General features: G+C 42.5%; 18 protein-coding genes. 1 reads left to right on the top strand and 17 read right to left on the bottom strand.

Annotation, left to right across the window (positions count from 1 at the left end):
* Positions 1–27: 27 nt before the first annotated feature.
* From ADIAL_RS09765 to ADIAL_RS09690, 16 genes are all read right to left on the bottom strand, one after another.
* Positions 28–1,290: a tetratricopeptide repeat protein gene (locus ADIAL_RS09765; protein WP_034303053.1), complete on the bottom strand. Its 1,263-nt coding sequence runs from the start codon at positions 1,288–1,290 to the stop codon at positions 28–30.
* A 402-nt stretch (positions 1,291–1,692) separates the two neighbouring features.
* Positions 1,693–2,274 (bottom strand): hypothetical protein, encoded by a 582-nt coding sequence (locus ADIAL_RS09760; RefSeq protein WP_034303051.1) that lies wholly within the window; start codon positions 2,272–2,274, stop codon positions 1,693–1,695.
* Complete coding sequence (locus tag ADIAL_RS09755) at positions 2,271–2,810, bottom strand: hypothetical protein (protein WP_034303049.1); 540 nt, start codon at positions 2,808–2,810, stop codon at positions 2,271–2,273. The genes ADIAL_RS09760 and ADIAL_RS09755 overlap by 4 nt, the downstream gene beginning before the upstream one ends.
* On the bottom strand, positions 2,810–3,886 hold the full coding sequence (gene pilM, locus ADIAL_RS11160; RefSeq protein ID WP_051503852.1) for a type IV pilus biogenesis protein PilM: 1,077 nt from the start codon (positions 3,884–3,886) through the stop codon (positions 2,810–2,812). Before pilM ends, ADIAL_RS09755 begins: the two co-directional genes overlap by 1 nt.
* Positions 3,887–3,933: 47 nt before the next feature.
* Positions 3,934–4,686, bottom strand: a complete 753-nt coding sequence (locus ADIAL_RS09745) for a prepilin peptidase (protein WP_034303047.1) — start codon at positions 4,684–4,686, stop codon at positions 3,934–3,936.
* 104 nt (positions 4,687–4,790) lie between these two features.
* Positions 4,791–5,123, bottom strand: coding sequence for a competence type IV pilus major pilin ComGC (locus ADIAL_RS09740; RefSeq protein ID WP_034303045.1), 333 nt, complete (start codon positions 5,121–5,123; stop codon positions 4,791–4,793).
* 236 nt (positions 5,124–5,359) lie between these two features.
* Positions 5,360–6,562 carry a type II secretion system F family protein gene (locus ADIAL_RS09735; protein WP_034303043.1) on the bottom strand — a complete coding sequence of 401 codons (1,203 nt, stop codon included), beginning with the start codon at positions 6,560–6,562 and terminating at the stop codon, positions 5,360–5,362.
* Between the two features lie 18 nt (positions 6,563–6,580).
* Positions 6,581–7,615 (bottom strand): type IV pilus twitching motility protein PilT, encoded by a 1,035-nt coding sequence (locus tag ADIAL_RS09730; protein ID WP_034303041.1) that lies wholly within the window; start codon positions 7,613–7,615, stop codon positions 6,581–6,583.
* Positions 7,616–7,629: 14 nt separating this feature from the next.
* The gene (locus tag ADIAL_RS09725; protein ID WP_034303039.1) at positions 7,630–9,255 is read right to left on the bottom strand and encodes a GspE/PulE family protein; all 1,626 of its coding nucleotides are present in this window, start codon (positions 9,253–9,255) and stop codon (positions 7,630–7,632) included.
* 15 nt (positions 9,256–9,270) lie between these two features.
* Positions 9,271–10,713, bottom strand: coding sequence for a pilus assembly PilX N-terminal domain-containing protein (locus ADIAL_RS09720; protein WP_034303037.1), 1,443 nt, complete (start codon positions 10,711–10,713; stop codon positions 9,271–9,273).
* On the bottom strand, positions 10,710–11,150 hold the full coding sequence (locus tag ADIAL_RS09715) for a prepilin-type N-terminal cleavage/methylation domain-containing protein (protein WP_034303035.1): 441 nt from the start codon (positions 11,148–11,150) through the stop codon (positions 10,710–10,712). Before ADIAL_RS09715 ends, ADIAL_RS09720 begins: the two co-directional genes overlap by 4 nt.
* A gap of 10 nt (positions 11,151–11,160) precedes the next feature.
* Positions 11,161–11,574, bottom strand: coding sequence for a hypothetical protein (locus ADIAL_RS09710; RefSeq protein WP_034303033.1), 414 nt, complete (start codon positions 11,572–11,574; stop codon positions 11,161–11,163).
* Positions 11,561–13,273, bottom strand: a complete 1,713-nt coding sequence (locus ADIAL_RS11155; RefSeq protein WP_051503851.1) for a GGDEF domain-containing protein — start codon at positions 13,271–13,273, stop codon at positions 11,561–11,563. Before ADIAL_RS11155 ends, ADIAL_RS09710 begins: the two co-directional genes overlap by 14 nt.
* A gap of 285 nt (positions 13,274–13,558) precedes the next feature.
* Entirely contained in the window at positions 13,559–15,139 is a 1,581-nt protein-coding gene (locus ADIAL_RS09700; RefSeq protein WP_051503850.1) for a putative bifunctional diguanylate cyclase/phosphodiesterase, read from the bottom strand.
* 160 nt (positions 15,140–15,299) lie between these two features.
* Positions 15,300–16,772, bottom strand: a complete 1,473-nt coding sequence (locus ADIAL_RS09695; RefSeq protein WP_197017798.1) for a methyl-accepting chemotaxis protein — start codon at positions 16,770–16,772, stop codon at positions 15,300–15,302.
* Positions 16,773–17,015: 243 nt separating this feature from the next.
* Positions 17,016–18,365 carry a DUF2254 domain-containing protein gene (locus tag ADIAL_RS09690; protein WP_034303028.1) on the bottom strand — a complete coding sequence of 450 codons (1,350 nt, stop codon included), beginning with the start codon at positions 18,363–18,365 and terminating at the stop codon, positions 17,016–17,018.
* 143 nt (positions 18,366–18,508) lie between these two features.
* Here ADIAL_RS09690 and ADIAL_RS09685 point away from each other — a divergent pair, with 143 nt between their 5' ends.
* Positions 18,509–20,107, top strand: a complete 1,599-nt coding sequence (locus ADIAL_RS09685; RefSeq protein ID WP_034303026.1) for a methyl-accepting chemotaxis protein — start codon at positions 18,509–18,511, stop codon at positions 20,105–20,107.
* A 489-nt stretch (positions 20,108–20,596) separates the two neighbouring features.
* Here ADIAL_RS09685 and ftsE read toward each other — a convergent pair whose 3' ends face one another.
* On the bottom strand, positions 20,597–21,316 hold the full coding sequence (gene ftsE / locus ADIAL_RS09680) for a cell division ATP-binding protein FtsE (RefSeq protein WP_034303025.1): 720 nt from the start codon (positions 21,314–21,316) through the stop codon (positions 20,597–20,599).
* Between the last annotated feature and the right edge of the window lie 26 nt (positions 21,317–21,342).

Here is a 21,342-nt window from a genome sequence, read left to right as displayed (position 1 = left end):
TCTGTGCTCAGTTATAGTATACCAAACTTATTCGGTCTCTTCATACTTAATCCACTCATCTACTTCTGTATCTGTCGGATCGATAGCCAGCAGTTTTCTGGCAGTTTCGATAAAGCGAACCCGGTCACCCTCTTCTCTCAAAAAGAGAGCATAATCTTTTAAGAAAACCGGACTATCAGATAGATACTGAACAGCTTTATTATAAAAGCTTCTCGCCTCATCGAATTCTTCCAACTCATTATAAGCCATCGCTGCATACCAGAAAAGCTGTGGGTCTTCTTCACCTTCAGCCAGTTTAGGGCCAAGTAGCTGGAGTGCCTGCTCAAAAGCTTGCTGGTTGAACAGAAACCGGCAGTATTCGAGCGTCAGCGTAATATTTTCCGGATCAAGCGAGAGGGCTTTACCAAACAACTCTTCCGTTTTATCTTTTAAGCCTAATGTTAGAGCTGCTCTGGCTCCCATTGCGTAAAGAGAAGGATTTTGACGGTCATGCAATAAGCCTTCTTCGATTGTTTCAAGTGCTTCCTGCTCTTTATTCTGCTCAAGCAGACCTTGAGCCAGATAGCTGTATACCGATGTATAACTTGGGTCCAGCTCCTTGACTTTATACAACTGTTCATTCGCCTGGTCGTAATCCTTTTTCTGGAAATAAACCAGACCTAGCTGAAAGAGGTGGTCCCCGGTTTCCTGAAGTTCAACCGCTTCTTTTAGATAGTCTATCGCTGATTCCAGATCACCCGTTGCTGCATAGGCATTTCCTAGACGGCTATTCAGACTTGTTCCGGCAAATTCCGTATGATGTGAGATAATCAACTGTTCGTAATGCATGATTGCTTCTTTGTAGTTTCCACTGGTAAAAAGAAGTTCTCCTAGAGCAAAGTCAATGACAGGTTCATTTGGCAAAATCGTTTTGGCTTCTTCCAGTTTCTTTCGGGCTACTTCAGGCAGATCCAAAACCTGGTAATAATCAGCTGCAACCAGAAGTGCTTGGGGATAGAAAGAGCTGCCTTCTTCCACCTGGTCTATCCAGTCAAAAGCTTCCAGTTCACTGCCTTCTTCGATGGCGATTTCAGCTAGAATCAGCTTTAAACCATCTTCTTCTGGGTGTTTTTGAAGCAGGTGACGGATCAGTTGCTTTGTTTCCCCTAAAAAACCCAAGTCATAGAGCGTTTCAACCAAAGCAAACAACTCTTCATCCCCGTCTTGCATCAAAGCCTCCTGAAAATAATGCTCTGCTTCCTTCAGCTGCTGATTTTGAATTGCTTCAATCATCTGTCTTGAATACGACACACTACCATCCCTTTTTCCAGTTCTGTTTCCTTTTATCTTATCATAAAACAGGAGGTTTTTACTACAGGAATTGTGAGAGAAAATCTCGGTATAAAGCGTGCACAAAAGCTTTTTTAAAGCGTTTGCATTGTCTGTCAGCAAGCGTTAAACTTGGTTTGACACACTAGCTGTTCTGGTAATGAAGATTTAAAAGAGGATACGATATAAAGCAGTCGGGAAATAAGAAAAGAGGACGACAGCGGTGAACGTTATGAAGGTTATGAAGGTTATGAAGGTTATTACAGCAAAAATTGAACAATTGTTCAAAAATATTATGTAAGTTTATTATACACAAAAACAGCCAAAAGGGTTAATCATTTGACTGTTTTTATATGATTATTTATGGAATATTTAATGTTTTTTTTATGATGCTGATTCAACTTCTACGGTAGATTCTGCGGGTTCAGTGTCTCCGCTGTGAAAAAAATCAATGAGTAAGAACCCAATGGTGTCACCATCCACGTCCTGCTGGTAACTGAGCTCTTCGCTGCTCCATAAACGGTCATCTGCATCCAAGTCTTCTAGAAAAGCCGTAAAGTCGGCCGCGGAAGCGCTCGACCATTCGAGCAAGTAGCCTGTGCTGCGGTAACGCCCACTTTGCCCTTCAAGTACCTCACTGTCTCTGACCCGTGCAATCTGATTGAGATTGATGTTATTTTGCTGAGCCTGTTCATGAAGAGCTAGAAGGGCTTGCCTCATGTTCTCTCCATCTGGAATATATGCATGAGACTCCTCTTTTTTAGCGATCAGATCATTAAGCACAACTTCAGAAGGAGGAAAACGCTCAAGTAGATTGTTTTGATCATTCAATATGCTGGCTGAAGTATCAGCTGCGGCTCTGAACGGTGTCAAAAGCAGGTGATTGCCATAATAGAAAACAGCAAGCAAGACCAGCAGAACAGTCACCAAGACCAGGACAGATTCTCGCGTCCATTTTACCGTCATCTTTCTGCCTCCTCTCTCATTGCCTCCTGATTGATAATCAGAGTCAGCTGGATCACGTGCTCGTCACCTTCACGCTCACTAATGAGACGGTCAAAGAGAACATGATTGACATAGGACTTATCTTCAAATGTACTGATCAGATCGGCACTAGCTTGAATCTGACTCTGGTTTAATTCCAAAACCAGTTCTTCCGGACTGTTCAGGTTGAAGCTGATAACAGTTTCTTCGCTTTCCGGTATACTATTCGCTATGTCCGCAGTTAAAAACACAATCGGATATCGGCTATCTTCAAAATTTGAGACGACTTGTGCGTTCTGCTCTGTCTCCCGGCTCAGCCTCTGCATTTCTCTGGAAAGCGCTACATCTTCTGACTGCCGAGCGATCTGTTCCAGATTCTGAACATCCTGACTAGCGTACAAACTGTGCATTAGAAACAAGTAAAGACCGATGACGAGCAAACCCAGCAGGAGGAGTGCCCCCAACAGGTACGGCAGAATATTTCTAGCTTTTTTTTCAAAAAAATTGATTTCGATCATCACACCGCGTCTCCTTCGCTTTCTGTTTCAAGATTGGACAGCCTGTTTTTGTTTTGCCGATGCAGGTTCTTTTCCCTCTGGCTTTTTTCTGTACGTTTTGCTGAGTCCAGGAGCCTTTTTTTAGGCTTATGTTCTCTGAGCGTCAAGCCGTAAAGGGCTGATTCAGCCTGATAAACACCTTCCGGCAGCTCGAGCATGTTGACCGGCACAGAAAAGCGTTCATCCAGTAGCTGCTTGAGTCGAGTCATTTCCGGAAAATAGCCAGAAAGGACAATTTCTGAAATGCTGCCTTGTCCGTCCATTACAGAGTAGCGGTAAAACTCGAAAAAGCGCTCCAGTCCATTTAACTGGTCTTCCAGACTCTCGCTTAATTCCCTTTCCGAACGCTTCCAGATCCAGCGACTTTCTTTTGAAAGGGTCCAGGCATCCGTCAAACGCTGCGAGCGGGTATGCCGGTTAAACTGAGGAATTCCTTTATTGAAAACAGTGATTGATGTATCTATCGGATTCCACTGCAGAACCATAACGTGGGCAGAGGACTTGACAGCCGAACAGGACTGGGCAAGAAGGATCCGATAAATACATAATGAAGAAAGATCCGCCACTTCAGGCTGCAAATGTGCCGCTTCCAACAGATCCAGATACTGCCTGACTTGTTCCCCCGGATAAGCTGCCAAAAACAACGTCTGGGTGGACTCATTTTTTTCAATCACTTCAAAGTCTATTCGTGGGTCTTCAAAAGGCAGACGAATCGACTGATTGACATGCAGGTTCAAGTAATCCTTTATTTCATTGTAATCGAGCTGAGCTGGGATCGTCTCTTTTCTTATCGTGACAGAGTCGTCCGGCAGTAGAATGGACACTTTGGCTTGTTTCCACTTCTTCTCTTTGATTAAGGCATCCAGTCGAGTTTTTAGAAACGAAGAGCCAACTAGCTTGCCTTCCTGTAAGATAAAGCTCTCAAAAATCAGTTCATCTTTTTCGATCACATTTTTGCCCGACGCATCCGTGACCAAATAGCGGACACTCTTTTCTAGAAACTGCAGGTGTAGGTGCATTTTACTTTTAAATAACATTGACAGACCTCCAGGATATATAATCAAGGGTTGCGTTTAATCGCGGATCAAAAAAATGAGACATACCAACTGATTAGTTGGTCGCCAAAAAAGAATACGCTCAATGCGGCCAAACCGATATAAGGACCGAATGCAATCTGTGAGCGCCGGCTGATTTTTTTGACCCGCATCGTCACTAAACCCCCGAAGGCGCCATATAGTGTAGACAGGAAAAAGAGCAGCAGAAACTGCCCGGGTCCGAATATAAAGCCGAACAAGACAAAATACTTTAAATCCCCCATTCCCATCCCCCCCTTAGACAAAAAAATGACTGAGGCGATTAGTCCAAAAGCCAGTATGGCTCCGAATAAAGACAGCCAAAAAGAACTCAGCGGATAGAATAGCCGGTAAATTAGAAAAAGAGGCGCAAAAAACAGCAGGATTTTATTCGGGATGCGTTTGTACGCCAGATCTGAGACCGTGACCGGAATAATCAGACTAATCAGAAGCAGACTCAATATTAAGGTGTGATCGAATCCCCACTGGAGATAGCTCAAGCCAAACAGCATGCCGGTGAGCATTTCCATCAGCGGATACAGCGGGGAGATCTTCTGCTTGCAACCCCGGCATTTCCCTTTTTGAAGAACAAAAGATAAGACTGGTAAGAGTTCAATCCATCTTAATGTCCGTTGGCAAGTGTCGCAGTATGAACGATGTTTACAAAATAAAGATCCGTTGGGGACTCTCAAACCGACGACATTAAAAAACGAACCGAAAATCAGACCGTATAGAAAAAATAGTAGAGTGATAATGGTTTCCATGGCTGGCTCCTAATAAATATGTAGGAAAGAAGAAAGACCCCCGAGAGGGTCTTTCTTCTTTCTTCTTACTTGCTAGCTTATCGATTTCTTTAATAATTTATTATTTAAGGCGTGTAACTCAACCCATCATTCGTTCTAATCACACTACCGGTCGGTTGGTCCCCATCCCTAACCTCTAAAAATTCAGCATTGATTAAAGCTTCTACAGTAACTCCTTCACTTCCGATTCTTCCATTTTCTATTTCATATAATCTTGCAGCATCAACAATCAAAGCTGATTCAGCAGCCTGTGTTTCATTATTAGCTCTTGTTATTACATTACCTATTGCTGGTACTGCTAATGCAACAATCAAACCTAAAATAACTATTACTGCCAAAAGCTCTACTAGCGTGAACCCTTCTTCTTTTTTCATCATCTGCTTGATCTTGTTTCTCATAATTTCGTCCTCCTAAATTTTTCTATTATACTGTATAGTAAATATGTCCGTTTTCAAGTTATTACGCGGGAACGTAAAGTCCTGATTCGAACGAATAGTCAGCATAAAGATACATTTGTTTTGTGCATATACAGCGATCATAATCGAATAAAGCTATGTAACTGCTATGTACACTAATAATTATAAATAAAATCGGATGGTATTACAATAGATTATCTCCTCTGTTTCGAAATATTTTAAAACGTTTCGAACAAGCTGAACATTGGAATAACAACGGACAAGACAATCAGCCCGACAATGCCTGCGAGAAAAATAATCAATACAGGTTCGATGAGAGACTGCAGCTTGTCTGAGGCTTCTTCCACTTCTTGGTCATAGATGTCCGCTACTTTCTTGAGCATTTCATCTAGCGAGCCGCTGGACTCTCCCACTCGAACCATCTGAATGATCAGAGAAGGAAAGACCCAGTGATCAGCCATCGGCTTGGCCAGAGATTCTCCTTTTTCTAAAGCACCTTTTGACTCCAGTAAAATATCTCTGACTACCCGATTCCCCACTACACAGCTTGTAACATCAACCGCCTGCAGAATCGGTACCGAACTGTTCAGGAGTGAACTGAGGGTCTGGGTCATTCGGGCTAGGACTGCTTTTTGTACAAAAGAGCCGATGACGGGTAGTTTTAATACTGCTTTGTCGATTAAATAAGCACCCGCTTCTGTTTTTTTTGTCTGATAAAAAAGGAAAAACATAAGGAGAATCAATAGAATAAATAGCCACCAGAACCGCTGAACAAAGCTGCTGAAATTCAGTACTAACTGAGTGATCAAAGGTAGATCTTCTCCAAAAGAAGCGAACAAATCCCCGAAAAGTGGAACGATAAAGACCAGCAGAAAAAGGGTGATTATAAAGGCAAATGAGGCGACGACAGTTGGGTAAGTCAGTGCTGTGGATACCTTCTGCTTGATTCGGTACTGTTTCTCATAGTATGTAGCCATTCGATCCATGACATCCTCCAGCTGGCCGCTAATTTCTCCAGATCGAATCATTTGAACCAGCAGATCCGGAAACAATTTGGGATAGTTTTTCATAGAATCTGACAGAGCAACTCCTTCCCTAACATCTATGGAAATCTGTTTGAGTGCTTCCTTGAGCATCTTGCTGTCAGTCTGCTCAGCGAGAAGGTCGATTGCATCAACCAAAAGGATGCCCGCTTCCATTAGCGTGGCAAACTGCCTTAAAAACAGGATGAATTCTTTCTGCTTTAGCGGCTTACCGATATAGATATCCTTATACAAAAAAGTGTTCAGTGGCTCAACTTCAAAAACAATCAGGTTTGTCTGGGACAATTCACTCACGGCTTCTTTTCTGCTGGTGCTTTCCATCCGGCCTTTGATTACTTTTCCTTCGGTGGTCTTTGCCTTATAGGCATAGGTAGCCATAGCTTTACTGCCTCCTTTTTAAAGTTGTCCGCTGACATAAGGCAGGATGTCCATTTCACTAATAGCCTTTTGCGCAATCAGCTGACGCATGCTCATTTCCATTGTATGCATACCTTTATCCTTTGAAGTCTGCAGGACATTTGGAATTTGGTGCATTTTTTCGTTACGGATTAGGTTTTTGATTGCCGGGTTATTAATTAGCAGTTCGGTAGCTGCAATTCGTCCCGGCTGCTCAGCAGTCGGAAACAGTCTTTGAGACATCACACCCAAGAGGACATTTGCCAGCATCGTGCGGACCTGATTTTTCTGATGGACCGGGAAGACATCAATGATCCGGTCAATCGTTCCGGCAGCGTCTTGAGTATGAAGAGTACCTAAGACCAGATGGCCAGTCTCTGCAGCAGTGATAGCGGTCTGAATTGTATCCAGGTCTCTGAGTTCTCCTACTAAGATAACATCGGGGTCCTGACGCAGGCTGGCACGCAAGCCTTCCTTGAAAGATAAGGTGTCAAAACCGACTTCGCGCTGTTCGATAATGCACTTGTTGTGTGAATGTAGGTACTCGATCGGATCTTCCAGTGTGATAATGTGGCGGTTCATCTCCTGGTTCATATAATCAATTATTGCCGCCAGTGATGTGCTCTTTCCGCTGCCAGTCGGGCCGGTAATCAAAATAAGGCCGTGAGGTTTCTTAGCTAATTCCTTCAGCTTATCCGGAATGCCCAGGCTTTCGATTGTCGGGATTTCTCTCGGGATCACGCGAAAAGCGAGTGAGATGGCACTACGCTGGTAGAAAATATTTACCCGAAAACGCGATACTCCTGGAATACCATAAGACAGATCCACTTCCCTGTTTTCATGCAGCTTATCCCAAAGATGGTCATTTAAGATAGCTCGAGCCATTTCTCTGGTATCGTCCGGCATCAGCTTGTTTTGAGCTTCCTGTATCAGCTTTCCATCAACTCGAAAGACCGGTGGGGATCCAGCAATCATATGCACATCTGAGGCTTCTATGGCGTTCGCTTTGATAAGTAATTCATTTAGTTTAGTCATAATATGTCCATCCTTTAGTTATCGGCGGAAGCTACTCTCAGTACTTCCTCCAAAGTTGTTTTGCCTTGCCTGATTTTTTCCAAACCATCATCGATTAAAAAACGAATGCCGCGACTGCTAACATGCTGCTTGATTTCCTGCATGGTCGCTTGATTCATCATCAGCGCCTTGATCTGATCATCAACAATAATGAGTTCGTGAATAGCCATTCGACCACGGTATCCCGTATGTCGGCAACGGTCGCAGCCGGTTCCGCTTGTCACTTCTTCTATAGACTGATTACGTCTTTTAAAGATATCTTGCTCAATAGGACTAGCTTTTCGTTTAACTGCACAGTCCTTGCAAACGGTCTTGACCAAGCGCTGGGCCATGACTCCACTCAAAGCGGAAACGACCAAATAGGGTTCGATTCCCATGTCGAACAGACGGGGGATGGCCTCGATCGCACTGTTTGTATGCAGCGTACTAAATACCAGGTGCCCGGTCAGAGCTGAACGGATTGAAATCTCAGCTGTTTCCTTGTCTCTGATCTCACCCACCATGATGATGTTGGGATCCTGACGCAGAATCGACCGCAGGCCAGCGGCAAATGTCAGTCCGATCGCTGTGTTCACCTGAACTTGATTGATGCCTTCCAGCTGATACTCAACAGGGTCTTCGACCGTCACGATATTGCTCTCCGGACAGTTCAGCTCATTGATCGATCCGTAAAGGGTGGACGATTTGCCCGAACCTGTGGGTCCCGTCAGTAAAATCAAGCCGGACGGCTGTCTGATGAGCTGCTCATAATCAGCAAGTGTATCCTCCTGAAGGCCGATATCATCTATCTTCTCAAATATATTGGACATATCTAGAATACGGATAACCACTTTCTCTCCAAAAACGGTCGGCAGTGTCGAGACTCGTAAATTGACGCGCTTTTCCATCACTTCAGTGCTGATTCGTCCGTCTTGGGGCAGGCGTGTTTCAGTGATATTCAAGCCGGCCATGATCTTAATCCGGGCAACCAGAGCATTCATCAAGCCCTTTGGTAGCGTACGGTCTGTCCGCAGCACGCCATCTACCCGATAGCGTACGGTCACAGATTTCTCTTTCTGATCCAGATGAATATCAGATGCATGCATGGCCACACCCGTTTCGAGCAGCTGATCGAATATGCGAACAGCTGGTGCATCCTCCCCTTCGGTGCCTTCGATATCTAGGTTATTGCTGTCATACAGGCGATTAATGGTCTGCAGGAGATCATCTTTGGCTGCAATAACCGGCTGAACAGTGTACCCAGTAGACAGCTCCAAATCCTCAATAGCATAAAAATCCAGTGGATCATTCATGGCAACAATCAGGCGGGTATTTTCACGCTGAATGGGAAGGACCAGGTTCGAGCGGGCAAAATCTTTAGAGATAATCTCAATCAAGGTTTTGTCAATGGGATACTGGTAAAGCGAAACGCTTTCCAGTTTTAGCTGAATCTCAAGACCCTCCAGGAGCTGTTTTTCAGTAATGTACCCTTGATTAACAAGGGCATCTCCCAATTTCTGATTACTTTTTTTCTGGCTGAGTGCTTCGACAATCTGGATCTCAGTGACCAAGCCTTCTTCTTTTAGTAAATCTCCCAGTTTCTTTCGTTTTGACTGTTGCATGTAAACATACACATCCTATTTTGTTTCTATTATTGGATCAGAAGAAATTATTTCTTTGCTGAAGTCCTTCTGATTTTCTGAGTTCCTATTCAGTTTAAATGGAAACTCATTAAAGTTATAAGGACTATGTCTGACAACTGATCCTCCTCCCATCCGAACAGTATCGCCAACAATTATTCCATTTACTGCACCGCTCCCAGTCAGCTCTATATCTGCAAAAGGTGCAAATACCAAAGGACTCGAGAACGTATTTCCTGAGTATGTCACTTTTTCCCCACCCGAAACAATCACACCCTTAATTTCTGCACTTCCCGTAATATGGATATTGGCTTTCCGGCTAAAAATTGATCCATTGAGTCTTTGATTTCCTGATAAGCTTATAGCCGGCGCTCCTCCATAATACAATAATAGTTCAGGGTGATTAGCCTTTCTGTTTAGTGTACTGGATGATCCAAAATACATCTTGTTTTTAACATAAAGTATTAGAGATCCGTCCCCTACAATTTCAATATGGCCATTATTAATCAACAGGTCATTTACTGTTAACTTTAATTTCCTGTCCCCGATATCAAACCTGAGTACCCTCTCACTATTTAGTTCAATTTTGTCATAAGAGACATTCTCTTTTAATTGCACAACCGCAGGTGGAAGACCTCCATCTAACCGAATAGATTTACTCCCTTCTACCGAATGAAATACTGGAATATCAGGAAATTCTAATGCTGCATTCTTGTAGTGATTCCATTCAATCAACTGAGGTAGTGGCTGTGTCTTAGGCTTGTTCCAACTTGGATAACGAATGACTTCTGAAGCACTGGTTTCAGCTGGGTGAAAAAATGTGGCATTATCCACATTAGTATAAGTAATTTCTGCACTCTCTCTTTTTGTATTATTGATTATTACGTTACCCGACAGTATGTTACCGCCAACAAACAAATAGTCATTTGCAATTAAACTAGCTCCTTCAGGTATTGATGGAAAAGAGGATTCTTCAGTATTATCCATCCAAGTGATAATGATTTTTTTTACAACTATTCTTTTACTTCCATCAACATTCCCCTCAGAAATAATGTCGTACGTCTTGCTGTTCCCCACTTCGCTGATTTTGTTTAGAGAAACTTCAGAAAAAACAGAACGATTCAGTTCTTTTGCAAAGTCTTTTATAATCGTTCCCTCTTTGAATGTGTGATTGTCAATCTTTGAGAAAAAGGAATGTTTACTTGCTGTCTTGCTCTCCCATACTAGCCTTTCAATCTCATCATAAGCCTGATTGGCTCCGGCTTCTGCTATGTAATAGGCTGAGCTGTCGTCGCGGTTGGTAGCACTCAAGCGATGACTGCCGATGGTTATGGCGCCCAAAGAGGCCCCCAATACGGCGAGAACCACCAGGGTCATAAGGGCCAGAATTAGACCGCTTCCCTCTTCATCTGTTTTTAGTTCTGACAAGTAACGCTTCATCTAGCACTCCCCCTGAAGTATATGGTCGTGCTGTATGATTTAACTTTTCCCTGCTTGGACTCCCTTCCTGCCAACGTTATATCAACTTTTCCTTCATTTGCATCAACAGAAGCATCAAATTTCCCTATATCTTCGATAAGGATTTCGCCATTTTTTGTCAGCCTACTTCCTGACCATATGAAAATGTCATTGTCAGTAGTCAAGGTTTTTTTGTTGTCATCCCAAGACGCTGTTTCTGCTCTTCTAACCTCCCGGGACAGTACTGACAGGCCATACCTCAAATTATTGCCTTGACTAGCTGACTGAGCCTGATCGACGAACTGAGTTTGCCCGAACAAGTGTACAGAGGCAATAAGAAGAATGACTAGTGATAAAATAGCAAGACTTGCAAGTAATTCAATCAAGGTAATTCCCTGGTCCTTTTTCCATCTGTTCATTCAACCATCCTCACTCAAAAAATAGTCTATTTTCCATCAGGGCCTGCCTCTGTCCGTCCTTTGACACCTCGACAACTACCTTATATAACCGGCTTTCTAAATTATCGTTTGCTTTTGTAATCCTAGTCTGCACGCTGAACCCGGATCGGTCGTATGCTTCATTCCCTGCAAGATGGTCTGGAAGATCTTCTATAGATAACTTTTGGGAATAATAGACAAGGTCTTCCATTTCCTGCTGAGCAATAAAGGTGGCTTCAGTCATAGTATGGGTACGGCTGTTGGTCTGAGCCCCCTGGATAAAAAAAGCCAGAAGGGCAGTCACAATTAATGACAGGATCGCTATGGCTGCAAGAAGTTCAACCAGTGTGGTTCCTGTTTCTTCTTTTATATTAACGTTTTTTGATATCACTTTATCTTCCTTCATGAGCTGCAGTCACCCGGTTGCGTCCGCGTTGTTTGGACCCGATGTACATCGCTTTATCTGCTAGTGGAATGAGTTCATCGACTTCCTGGCAATCATCAGGGTAACTTGCGACACCAAAGCTTGCAGTGACAAAAATATCGACACGCTCATCATTATCCAGAGCGTTTTTTACGGTAAGCCTGGCCTGTTCGATAGTCAGTCTGATTCGTTCAGCAAAACGGCCTGCTTCTTCTTTGCTGTATCCTCTCATTAAAATAATAAACTCTTCTCCTCCATAGCGTGAAATGCATATGTCTTCACTTGAAAATGTGCCTAAAAGTCGGGCAATCTGTTTCAAAACGTCATTACCAGCCTGGTGACCGTATGTATCATTGGTCTTTTTAAAGTGATCTAAGTCTAAAACGACCAGAGAGATTTTTTCACTGTCTGCACAAGAAGCAGCCTGTTCCAGTTTTTTGGCAAAGCCTTTCAGGTTAGGCAAGCCTGTCAGATAGTCTTTTTCTGTATTCTGTTCCAGTTGCTCGTATTCAATGGCGTTCTCTAGAGCAATAATAAAATACTGATGCAGTACTTTCATAATCGATACAATCATCTTGTCATACATATTTTTAGTTCGGTGACTGACCAAAATCACACCTGTCACACCATTTTTGTGGTGTACTGGCATGACCAGTGCACTTTCAGCAGGATAAGTCAGATCGAGCCGGCAATACTGTATCCATTCACCCGAGCGATCAAAAGCACGCAGCTCGCGATCTTCAACAGCCCGATAAAGAATCGATTCTTTATCGGGATAAAAGGCTTCATGTGTTTCCTTAAGGTTATTGCCTTTGAAAAAAACAGCTTTTCTTATAATTTTTTTATCTGCTTCAACCGTAAAGTAAGACAGGCCATCGATGGGGAAAATGCCGATGATAGACTGCAAATAAGTTTCGACAACTGGTCCGGAATGCTTTTTCTCATTAAGCTGCTGAGCCAGCTGATTTATTTTTTCAAGGTACTTATTATTGGTCTTGCTCTTGTGAAAGATATTGGTTCCCACGGTTATTGTCATAAACGGGAGTGCTCCCATGATGACGCCCATGCTTCCAAGGGAGTCGTAAAGAAAAATCATAATGTAAGCAAATGGAATAATCATCGTGCTTAAAACAATAGAAAAAGTGAACTGTTCATCTACAAGCTTTGCATCTTGGTCATTATATATATATTTATTTATATAAAAGAGAAGAAGCTGGTTGCCCAATACGTAAGTAACCATATACACCGTCATAGACATGACACAGAAACCATTATCTAAATCAGAACTGAATACAGGTCTAACTAAATAATAAGCACTGGCAGATAAAATGGATAAGGTGAAAAAGACTAGCAAATTCAACGGATAACGGTAATGCTCATCAAACTTGATTTCTGCCTTGACCATTAGTACGATGACGGCATATGTAGTTAAAATCATTTCTGCCAACAAGCCAAATATAATAAAGGTCACCATTGATATACCGGTAATTAAAAAAATGATTGAATCCTCTGTTCGGATAGGGTTCATGACAACAACCATACTAATCAGCAGCAGGATGGCATACTCAATCGAGAGCATGGACTGATGCTGTGGAGCATACTGATAAACACCATAAAACAGCAAGGGCTTCAGTACTATGTAAACCAGCCAGAGAGCCAGCTTTTTCTGCTGAGAAACCATGGTATAACCTCCATATCCGTTTATATTAAAAAGTGACTGATACAACTCATTTGTTCATTCAAGAGGCTGCCGTCGATAGCCTTTCATTCAAAAACGAAAACGCGGCACGCGTCGCAAAGATGCGATGTATAGAACGTATTTCAATACAGCCCTTCTCATCTTCATGCAAAGCACCACTGTTCATGGCAAGCTCATGGTTTTTGCATTTCACAGTATACAAAAACCCTCAGAAGAACAACAGTCCGTCTTACTTTTTGATCATCGTCCACTGAGAGGTATGCAGCATCAGCTGTTTTGTTTTTTGGCATAAGTAGTGATCTCGGCTGGCAAAACCGGCTTGCTGAAATAATAACCCTGTCCGAACTCACAGGCATTTTCTTTCAAAAAGGCGGACTGTTCCTTGTTTTCGATCCCTTCAGCTACAATCCTGAAGTCCAGACTTTTCCCCATCTGAATCATCGTTCGGACAAGAGAAGCTGTATTTTCTGTACAGAGAACACGATCAATAAATGACTTGTCAATCTTGACAATATCAATAAAAACATTGTTCAAAACACTTAGCGAAGAGTAGCCTGTCCCAAAATCGTCTATTGCAATATTGACACCCACCTCATGCAGGTCCTCGATGACTTTATTGGCCTGTTCCAGATTTTGCATCACGCTTTCAGTAATTTCTATAATAAAATATTTAGGATCGACCTCATAAAGTTCCAGAACGTTTTTGACGCGGGTAACAAAATAAGGATCTTCAAACTGTAGTGCAGACACATTTACAGAGACATGTAGACACAGATTGTCTTTCTGCCATTCTTTGGCCTGCCTGACCGCTTCATAAATAACCCAGTAGCCGATTTCATTGATCATGCCGGATTCCTCAGCAATGGGAATAAATTCGACTGGGGACACTAACCCAAGTATGGGGTGTTCCCACCTTAGCAGTGCCTCCACACCATAAAGCTTTCCGTTCAGCATTCTGACTTTAGGCTGATACAAGAGGTACAGTTCATTTTGAAGCAGAGCTTCCTTGAGACCAAATTCAATTCGACGCTTGCGTTCGATTGCGGCTGCGTCGTCGGTCATAAACAAATGGTAGTTGTTCTTACCCGAGCGCTTGACTTTGTACATGGCGATTTCTGCCTGCTGAAGCAGTGCATCCATATCCTGAGCCGTTTCTGGATAGCGGCTGATCCCGATACTGGCTGTAACATAAAATGTCGACTGATTGACTTTAAAAGGACGTTCAAAGAGATCTACGATTGACTGTCCCAATTCCAGTGTTTCTTTTTCACAAATGTCTTCAATCATGATGTACACTTCGTCCTCGCTTTGTCTAGCGATAATGACGTCCTCGCCTAGAAGCGTACGCAAGCGTTCAGTTATTTTGATCAAGACTTTATCCCCTGCATCTCTTCCGTACAGTTCATTTATCGTACGAAAGCGGTCAATATCCAGGATATAGATAGCGAATTCTATCTCTGTTTCATTCACCGTACTGACCGCTAAGCGGTCCTTAAACTCCTTGACAAGCTTGACCCGGTTGGGCAGCTTAGTCAGCATGTCAAAATAAGTGACCTGGTGTAGTTCTTCTTTTTTCTTCTGAATAGCTTCCCGCCATTTTTTTTCTTTTTTGTCGATGTTGAAAACTTTGTCCTTCAAAAATCTGAACCAATTGCGTGCACTTTTGCTGCTGTTTGGATAGTTTAAAGGATCATTGACAACAGATAAAATATAAGCTGGCTTATACAGTCCTTTCGACAACGTGTATACAAAGAACAAAAGCACACTTATAAGCAGATAGTCTTTAAGCTCCTGATTGTTCAACCCCTGAAATGTATCATGGACATGATGGACAAAGGTATTTGTCATATGAATCTGTACTCCTTTACCATATGATGATTGATCCTTAAGTATGCTTTATACACTCTATTCAGACTTCTTCATCAGTTTATCATACTTTTATCATTTGCATATATCTATTTTCATTTTTTGTAAATATATTAAGGTGCGAACAGTAATAATGTCTTAATTATTTCACGATAACTTTTTCGAGTTCACCGACTTCTAGCGTAATATCGTGTATAGCTGTGGAAATAGACTCGATACCGGATGTAGTTGATCCAATTGAGGCTGCGATCTCTTCTGTGGTAGAGGCATTTTCTTCCGAAGAAGCAGACAAGCTGGACATGATGTCGATCAGTTCTTCTGTTTTCACTTCCATTTGTTCCCCTGCCTGCGCAACAGCAAAAATGACTTTCTCCAACATGACCAGTGCCTCTGATAATGATTCAAACTGGATATTGGTATCGTTTAAGCTGTTTTGCTGTTCTCTTGTTGTCGCACGAAGAGCTTTTACAGATTTGACGGCTTCTGTAGCCTGACTGGTTAACAGGCTTATGACTTCAACGATTTCTTCATTGAACCGATGGGACTGTTCTGCCAGTTTACGAATTTCCTCCGCAACGACTGCAAAGCCTTTCCCTTCTTCACCGGCTCTGGCCGCTTCAATGGAGGCATTCAGTGCAAGCAGATTGGTCTGCTCAGATATACTAGCAATTTCTGTGGATGCTGCGTCTATTTTCTCAACAGATAACGAAGTGGACTGAATCATGGCTTCGATTTCTTTTACGCTTTCGATACTGGAACGGGTATTTTCAGTCAGTGACGTCAAATTTTCAAGGCTGCTTTCTCTGAGTGAGCTAGCTTCGTGAGTTTTGACTGTCAACTCGCTGACTGATTTAGCCTGACTGCTGAGTAGACTACCTAAAGACTTCACTTTATCAGCTCCCCGCTCTGTATCTACAGCCTGACTGGACGTTGAACTGGCCATATCTTCGATGGCCCGGTCGACTTCCAGAGCTGCTTCAGAAATCGAACTGCTGGTCCTGTCTAGAGACTGGGAGCTTTCACGCAGTTTCTTAATGGTATTTTGAGCGGCATCAATGATCCGCTTCATCTGATCAGACTGAGAGCCGGCTTTTGACGCATGGGTCTCAATCTGACTGATGAGGTTTTCACCATTATTGACAACAACTAGCCCTGCTACTGCTGTAAATAAATACAGCAAGATCATTATGTAAAATTCGATTGTTTCATTGACGGCTGTATAGTCATTGAAAATAATAACAGCGAGGTTGATCAGCCCAAGTGTACCGGACAAATAGAGAATTTTCCGGTCCAAAAAAATAACAGTCAGAATCAGATACAAAAACAGCACCGTCCAGGCTGTCAAACTGTAAATCGTTGACGTGATCGAGATAGGTAGAGCGTACATCAGCGTCACAATCAGGTATTTTCCTATGTTCTTTTTACCTAAAAATGCATAGGTCAAAAGCATCAGAATATTGATTACGACCGTATAAGTCATGAAGGACCAATAACTATCTGCAGTGATCCAGTTATTGGAGTAAAAGTAGTAAACAATTGGATAAGCTGCCAAAATCATGCCAACAATTAGATAGGTCAGCACTTGCGTCGCTTTCTCATCGAATTGGACTTTCATACATTTATTTTCTCCTGATACAGACCTTTCAGCTTCCTGTCTAATATCAGCAACCCCTTCTTTCATGAACAGTTTCCTCTTTTCCATAGTATTTACGACTTATTATCGGCTGTTTTTGTAATATGTTAAGAGGGTGTATACTGATGATGACTATTAATGAGGACCAACTGAAAAAAGCAGAAAAACTGTATTTCTATTCATAAAAAAAAGAGAGGACCGCTCCTCTCTCTTAGCTTATTAAGCTTACTTGCTTTCTTTTATTTGGTTTTTGTTTTGCTCAAGGATGGCCGTCACGTCAGTGTATCCTCTTTCGATTACTTGCTGGTCAAAGTCTTCCTCGAAATTCTTAATTGTCATTTTGTACAAATAATCGTTATATTCTTTGATAAACCCAAGGTTATCACCATGAGATTTAAAGGCGATTGTCTTGAGGGCTTCAAAAAGAGCATGAACACCGGCAATGTCCTGTTGCATATAAAACACCAGCTGCCAGTAGCCTCTGTAAAGGTCCTGAGCAAAATCGTTATAACGGTAAAAAACGACTCCCTGGTACGTATTCGAATCCGCGCTATCCAGTTTTTTTTCATCGTCTTTAATCATTGCATATTTTCCAGGAAGTGCTGCAAGCTTCCGTTCCAAAAGGGCTTTGTATCTAAGAATATGAATGGCGGTATTGGGATCATTTATGCCGGGAGACACCGCACGCAGAGCTACTTCAGTCAGTTTTACGCGAGCGTATCCCGGATCGAACAACGCAGATTTTTTCTCTTCATATGAGAAGCTCTGGTTGACTTGATTAAACACAGTATCGATATCTTTAATTTTTTTGTTTGTCAAAATTTCTGCCACTGACTCTCCCTTGGTAATGAACTGACCGACCCGAAAAGACAACTGAATCAGCAAGTCATGCTCTTCGGCAGTTTTTTTCAAAGGGTCAAACTGAATGTGCTCGATGTAGGCACTTTGTGAGGCCGATACAGTATAGGCATATAAAAAATCCAGTTCTGGAAGATGCTTGAGCGTCTGGTAGGGTTCAAACCGCTCAATGAAGCGATCATAGACATCCTCTGCTTCCACATACAAATTGTGTATCAGTTTTTCCAGCTGAACATACTGGGCGCTAGAATATACAAAACGGGTAAACATAAATACGGATCCTAAAGCATAGAACAGCGCTACCGTAGCGGAGATGACTAGCAGCTCCTCTTCAGTTGAACGCATGAAGAACAAAGAGGACAAGCAGTAAATAAAGCCACCTAAAAAAACACCCAGAGTACGCATCGATACAGGGTTCATCAGAAAATTTTCCATGGCTCTTGGGCTAAAATTCGAGGTATATAATGTAATAATGGTCAGCATTGTTGCAAATGTAAAAGTGGCGACAGAAAACAGCGATCCCGCCAAAAGACTGAGTATTTCCCTCGCAAGACTTACACTAGTCACGCTCCACCGGGGCAAGTCATTGACCACATCAAATACTCTTGTATCCAGCACAATCACCACGATGGAAAGCAAAAAAGAAAAAAGAACACTTCCTCCTAGCGTAAGCCATATCTTGGTTTCTTCCATATTTAAATTTAGTTTTTCGAGCATTTGTGCTCCTCCTTTCCTTGTAGTTATACAACTCTTGTTTTATTATACCTTTAAATCAGAAATTATTTTATAGGAATGCTTAATTGTTGTGCTTACTTTCCGATAGTATCTTTTGTAAGCATATCACATGAAGGAATGATTAAATGAATAAAAACAAACTCATGGTTACACTGGCAGGCATGATTACGGCTCTGACGGTACTGGTTCACATTCTGCACCGCCTGTCGATTTTGAGCAGCCACACACACGGTGGGCACCATCATCCAACGGCTGGCCTGCCTGATACTTTTTATCCCATCAGCTTCGCCTTCCTCTCTCTTCCACTACTTCTTCAGCTACTTTCAGTTGCATTGCTGTTCAAAAATCCCAAGCACCGACTGCTGCCTCTGCTTGTTACTCTGATTTTAACTTTTGCAGTCATCAGTATGATTATGGGTGGGCACGGATCAGTTGAATATCATTTCGGCATCTTTACAGTGCTGGCAGCTATGACCTACTATCAGTCCACAAATCTGGTGATGCTGATGACAGGTCTGTTCACTTTTCAGCATTTATTTGGCTATTTTTTTGCGCCAGCAACTGTTTTTGTATACGGGATTGGGGAATATTCTTTTCTGATGGTCTTAATTCATGCTATCTTTTTGTTACTGACTGCCGGTACAGTAATCTGGCAAATCACCAGCAGCAAGAAGCAAGTAGCTGTACTTGAAAAGATCAACGCATCCAGTGAACAGACACTCTTCTCAATTATCGACCAGCTCAAAAGTACCAGTGCCCATGTGGAGGATACTTCTCATAGGCTGACAGACAATGCTTTAAATACCAGAAGCAGCAGCGAGAAAGTTAAAGAAGCCTTAAAAGATATTTTAGAAATAACTGATCAACAGGTCGGTCAAACCGAAAACAGTCAGTCAGTGCTGGTCTCTCTTCTGTCTTCAATCGAAAGCATTGAACAGAATGCAGAGAGTATCGTCTCATCTTCAAGCATCCTGACTTCAGAGTCGGCTGAAGGATCTGAACTCGTCAGACAAACAACAAGTGAAATCACTCAGCTTGCAGAAGCTTTTGAGCAAGTCGATAGGATAATCATGTCTTTGGATGAGAAGGCTAAAGAAATCAGTGGCATCATTACAGTAATCTCAGATATTTCTGATAAAACAAACCTGCTTGCACTGAATGCAGCCATCGAAGCCGCACAAGCCGGTGAGACCGGAAAAGGCTTTGCTGTTGTTGCGGAAGAAGTCCGAAAATTGTCTGATCAAACAGACGAGGCAGTTGCCCGGGTATCTAGTGTAATCAAGGCTGTTCAAAAAGACAGTGCTGAGGCAAGTCTATCCGTAACGGACGGTGGACAGAAAATGAAAGAAAGTCTGATCAGCGTTTCGAAAACAGAAGCAAAATTTCATCATATTCACGGTGCAGCAATAGGTCTTGATAAGGATATTCAGCTGACTGCTAAAACGGCGAAACAGATTTCCGTTAAATCCAAAGACATCCAGCATGCAGTGAAAAGAATTCAGCAGTCCGCCAGCAAGACAACGGCAGTTGTTGAACACGCAGATCAGCTGTCTGTCGACCAGATGAAACGCATCAGTGAAACAACAACTATTGCGGCCAACCTGCAGCGCGAAGTTGAAAAACTGGATCCTCTGATTAGAGAACTGCAGCTGCAACAAAAAGACAGCGCAGAAGAGACAGACTTTAATGCCCCACTTGCTACGACCGTAACGGCTCCAGCCTGATAAGTACAGGCTATCCGTAGAGTGTGTGAGTCAGTAAAGGATAAAGCTTCTGCTCTTTTAGTTTGATCAGCTGAAAGATGAAAAGAGACGCCTGCGCGTCTCTTTTTCTATTTAAGGCTTTTAGACTGTTCTGCTTTCTTTATTGTTTGTAGCTTATTATATCTTGACCAGTTTCACACTTTTGCTTTGAATGTATTTTGAGGAGAGGGCTGTATATAAGCCCCCTCCTTCAATTAAACAGTATTTATTTGGAGGAGACAATTGAACATGAGGCTCCTCCTTCATTTAAGTAGCCTTTGTTTAAAGGAGAGCCTGCATTTGAGACTCCTCCTTTAATTAAACGGTATTTATTTGGAGGAGACTACCAAATTTGGAATTCCTCCTTCAAATAAGCAGCCCTAATCATCAAAAGCCAGCTAAATCTACTACTTTTTAGAGTTCAAACGAAAAGGCCTCTTGACCTTTTCATTTTTACACTAATCATCAGTATTAAACAACATAGTATTCGCCCATCGTATTATTTAAAATCAGCAGGGTATGGTTCTTGGAGCGGTCACTCCTGACTTTTCCGTTCTCCAACTGAATAACACGTGACGGCATTTGATGAACAAAATGCTGTTCATGAGTGGCCATAATAACTGTGGTACCGGTCTTATTGATTTTGTGAAGGAGACGAAGCATCTTCCAGCTTGTCTTAGGGTCCAGACTACCGGTCGGTTCATCTGCTATAAGCAGTTTGGGCTTGTGTACGATGGCCCGCGCAATGGCTATACGCTGCTGCTCACCTCCGGAACAGTTTTCAGGAAAGTCCAGAGCCTTGTGCTTCAAGCCCACTGTCTCTAGGGCTTCCATGACCATGTCTTCAATCAGAGATGCCTCTACGCCTGTCACTTCCAGCACATAGGCCACATTTTCGAAAACCGTCATGTAGTCCAGTAGATTGTATTCCTGGAAGACGACACCGACCTGTCTTCTTAACTGATGCAGTTCGTGATTTTTCAACTGGTTGACGACGAAAGAATCAAAAACCACATGCCCCTCTGTTGGCCTGACTTGGCCATAAAGTGTCTTAAGCAGAGTCGATTTGCCTGATCCGCTTTTTCCAATCAAGTAGACAAACTCTCCCTGATCGATATCGACGGACACTTGCTCAAGAGATTTTGTGTCTGTTTTTTTATAGTAATTAGATACACTGATCAGTCTGATCATGGAGCTTCCCCCTCTTACTTGCTTCT

The sequence above is a fragment of the Alkalibacterium sp. AK22 genome, from assembly GCF_000585255.1.
In the GTDB taxonomy this organism is placed as follows: domain Bacteria; phylum Bacillota; class Bacilli; order Lactobacillales; family Carnobacteriaceae_A; genus Alkalibacterium.
This window is presented reverse-complemented; position numbering and strand designations above follow the sequence as displayed.

What these genes read in the sequence shown, in the direction of transcription:
- ADIAL_RS09760 (WP_034303051.1), bottom strand. Translation starts at nt 2,274, where the DNA reads ATGACGGTAAAATGGACGCGAGAATCTGTCCTGGTCTTGGTGACTGTT.
- ADIAL_RS09755 (WP_034303049.1), bottom strand. Translation starts at nt 2,810, where the DNA reads ATGATCGAAATCAATTTTTTTGAAAAAAAAGCTAGAAATATTCTGCCG.
- pilM (WP_051503852.1), bottom strand. Translation starts at nt 3,886, where the DNA reads ATGTTATTTAAAAGTAAAATGCACCTACACCTGCAGTTTCTAGAAAAG.
- ADIAL_RS09745 (WP_034303047.1), bottom strand. Translation starts at nt 4,686, where the DNA reads ATGGAAACCATTATCACTCTACTATTTTTTCTATACGGTCTGATTTTC.
- ADIAL_RS09740 (WP_034303045.1), bottom strand. Translation starts at nt 5,123, where the DNA reads ATGAGAAACAAGATCAAGCAGATGATGAAAAAAGAAGAAGGGTTCACG.
- ADIAL_RS09735 (WP_034303043.1), bottom strand. Translation starts at nt 6,562, where the DNA reads ATGGCTACCTATGCCTATAAGGCAAAGACCACCGAAGGAAAAGTAATC.
- ADIAL_RS09730 (WP_034303041.1), bottom strand. Translation starts at nt 7,615, where the DNA reads ATGACTAAACTAAATGAATTACTTATCAAAGCGAACGCCATAGAAGCC.
- ADIAL_RS09725 (WP_034303039.1), bottom strand. Translation starts at nt 9,255, where the DNA reads ATGCAACAGTCAAAACGAAAGAAACTGGGAGATTTACTAAAAGAAGAA.
- ADIAL_RS09720 (WP_034303037.1), bottom strand. Translation starts at nt 10,713, where the DNA reads ATGAAGCGTTACTTGTCAGAACTAAAAACAGATGAAGAGGGAAGCGGT.
- ADIAL_RS09715 (WP_034303035.1), bottom strand. Translation starts at nt 11,150, where the DNA reads ATGAACAGATGGAAAAAGGACCAGGGAATTACCTTGATTGAATTACTT.
- ADIAL_RS09710 (WP_034303033.1), bottom strand. Translation starts at nt 11,574, where the DNA reads ATGAAGGAAGATAAAGTGATATCAAAAAACGTTAATATAAAAGAAGAA.
- ADIAL_RS11155 (WP_051503851.1), bottom strand. Translation starts at nt 13,273, where the DNA reads ATGGTTTCTCAGCAGAAAAAGCTGGCTCTCTGGCTGGTTTACATAGTA.
- ADIAL_RS09700 (WP_051503850.1), bottom strand. Translation starts at nt 15,139, where the DNA reads ATGACAAATACCTTTGTCCATCATGTCCATGATACATTTCAGGGGTTG.
- ADIAL_RS09695 (WP_197017798.1), bottom strand. Translation starts at nt 16,772, where the DNA reads ATGAAAGTCCAATTCGATGAGAAAGCGACGCAAGTGCTGACCTATCTA.
- ADIAL_RS09690 (WP_034303028.1), bottom strand. Translation starts at nt 18,365, where the DNA reads ATGCTCGAAAAACTAAATTTAAATATGGAAGAAACCAAGATATGGCTT.
- ADIAL_RS09685 (WP_034303026.1), top strand. Translation starts at nt 18,509, where the DNA reads ATGAATAAAAACAAACTCATGGTTACACTGGCAGGCATGATTACGGCT.
- ftsE (WP_034303025.1), bottom strand. Translation starts at nt 21,316, where the DNA reads ATGATCAGACTGATCAGTGTATCTAATTACTATAAAAAAACAGACACA.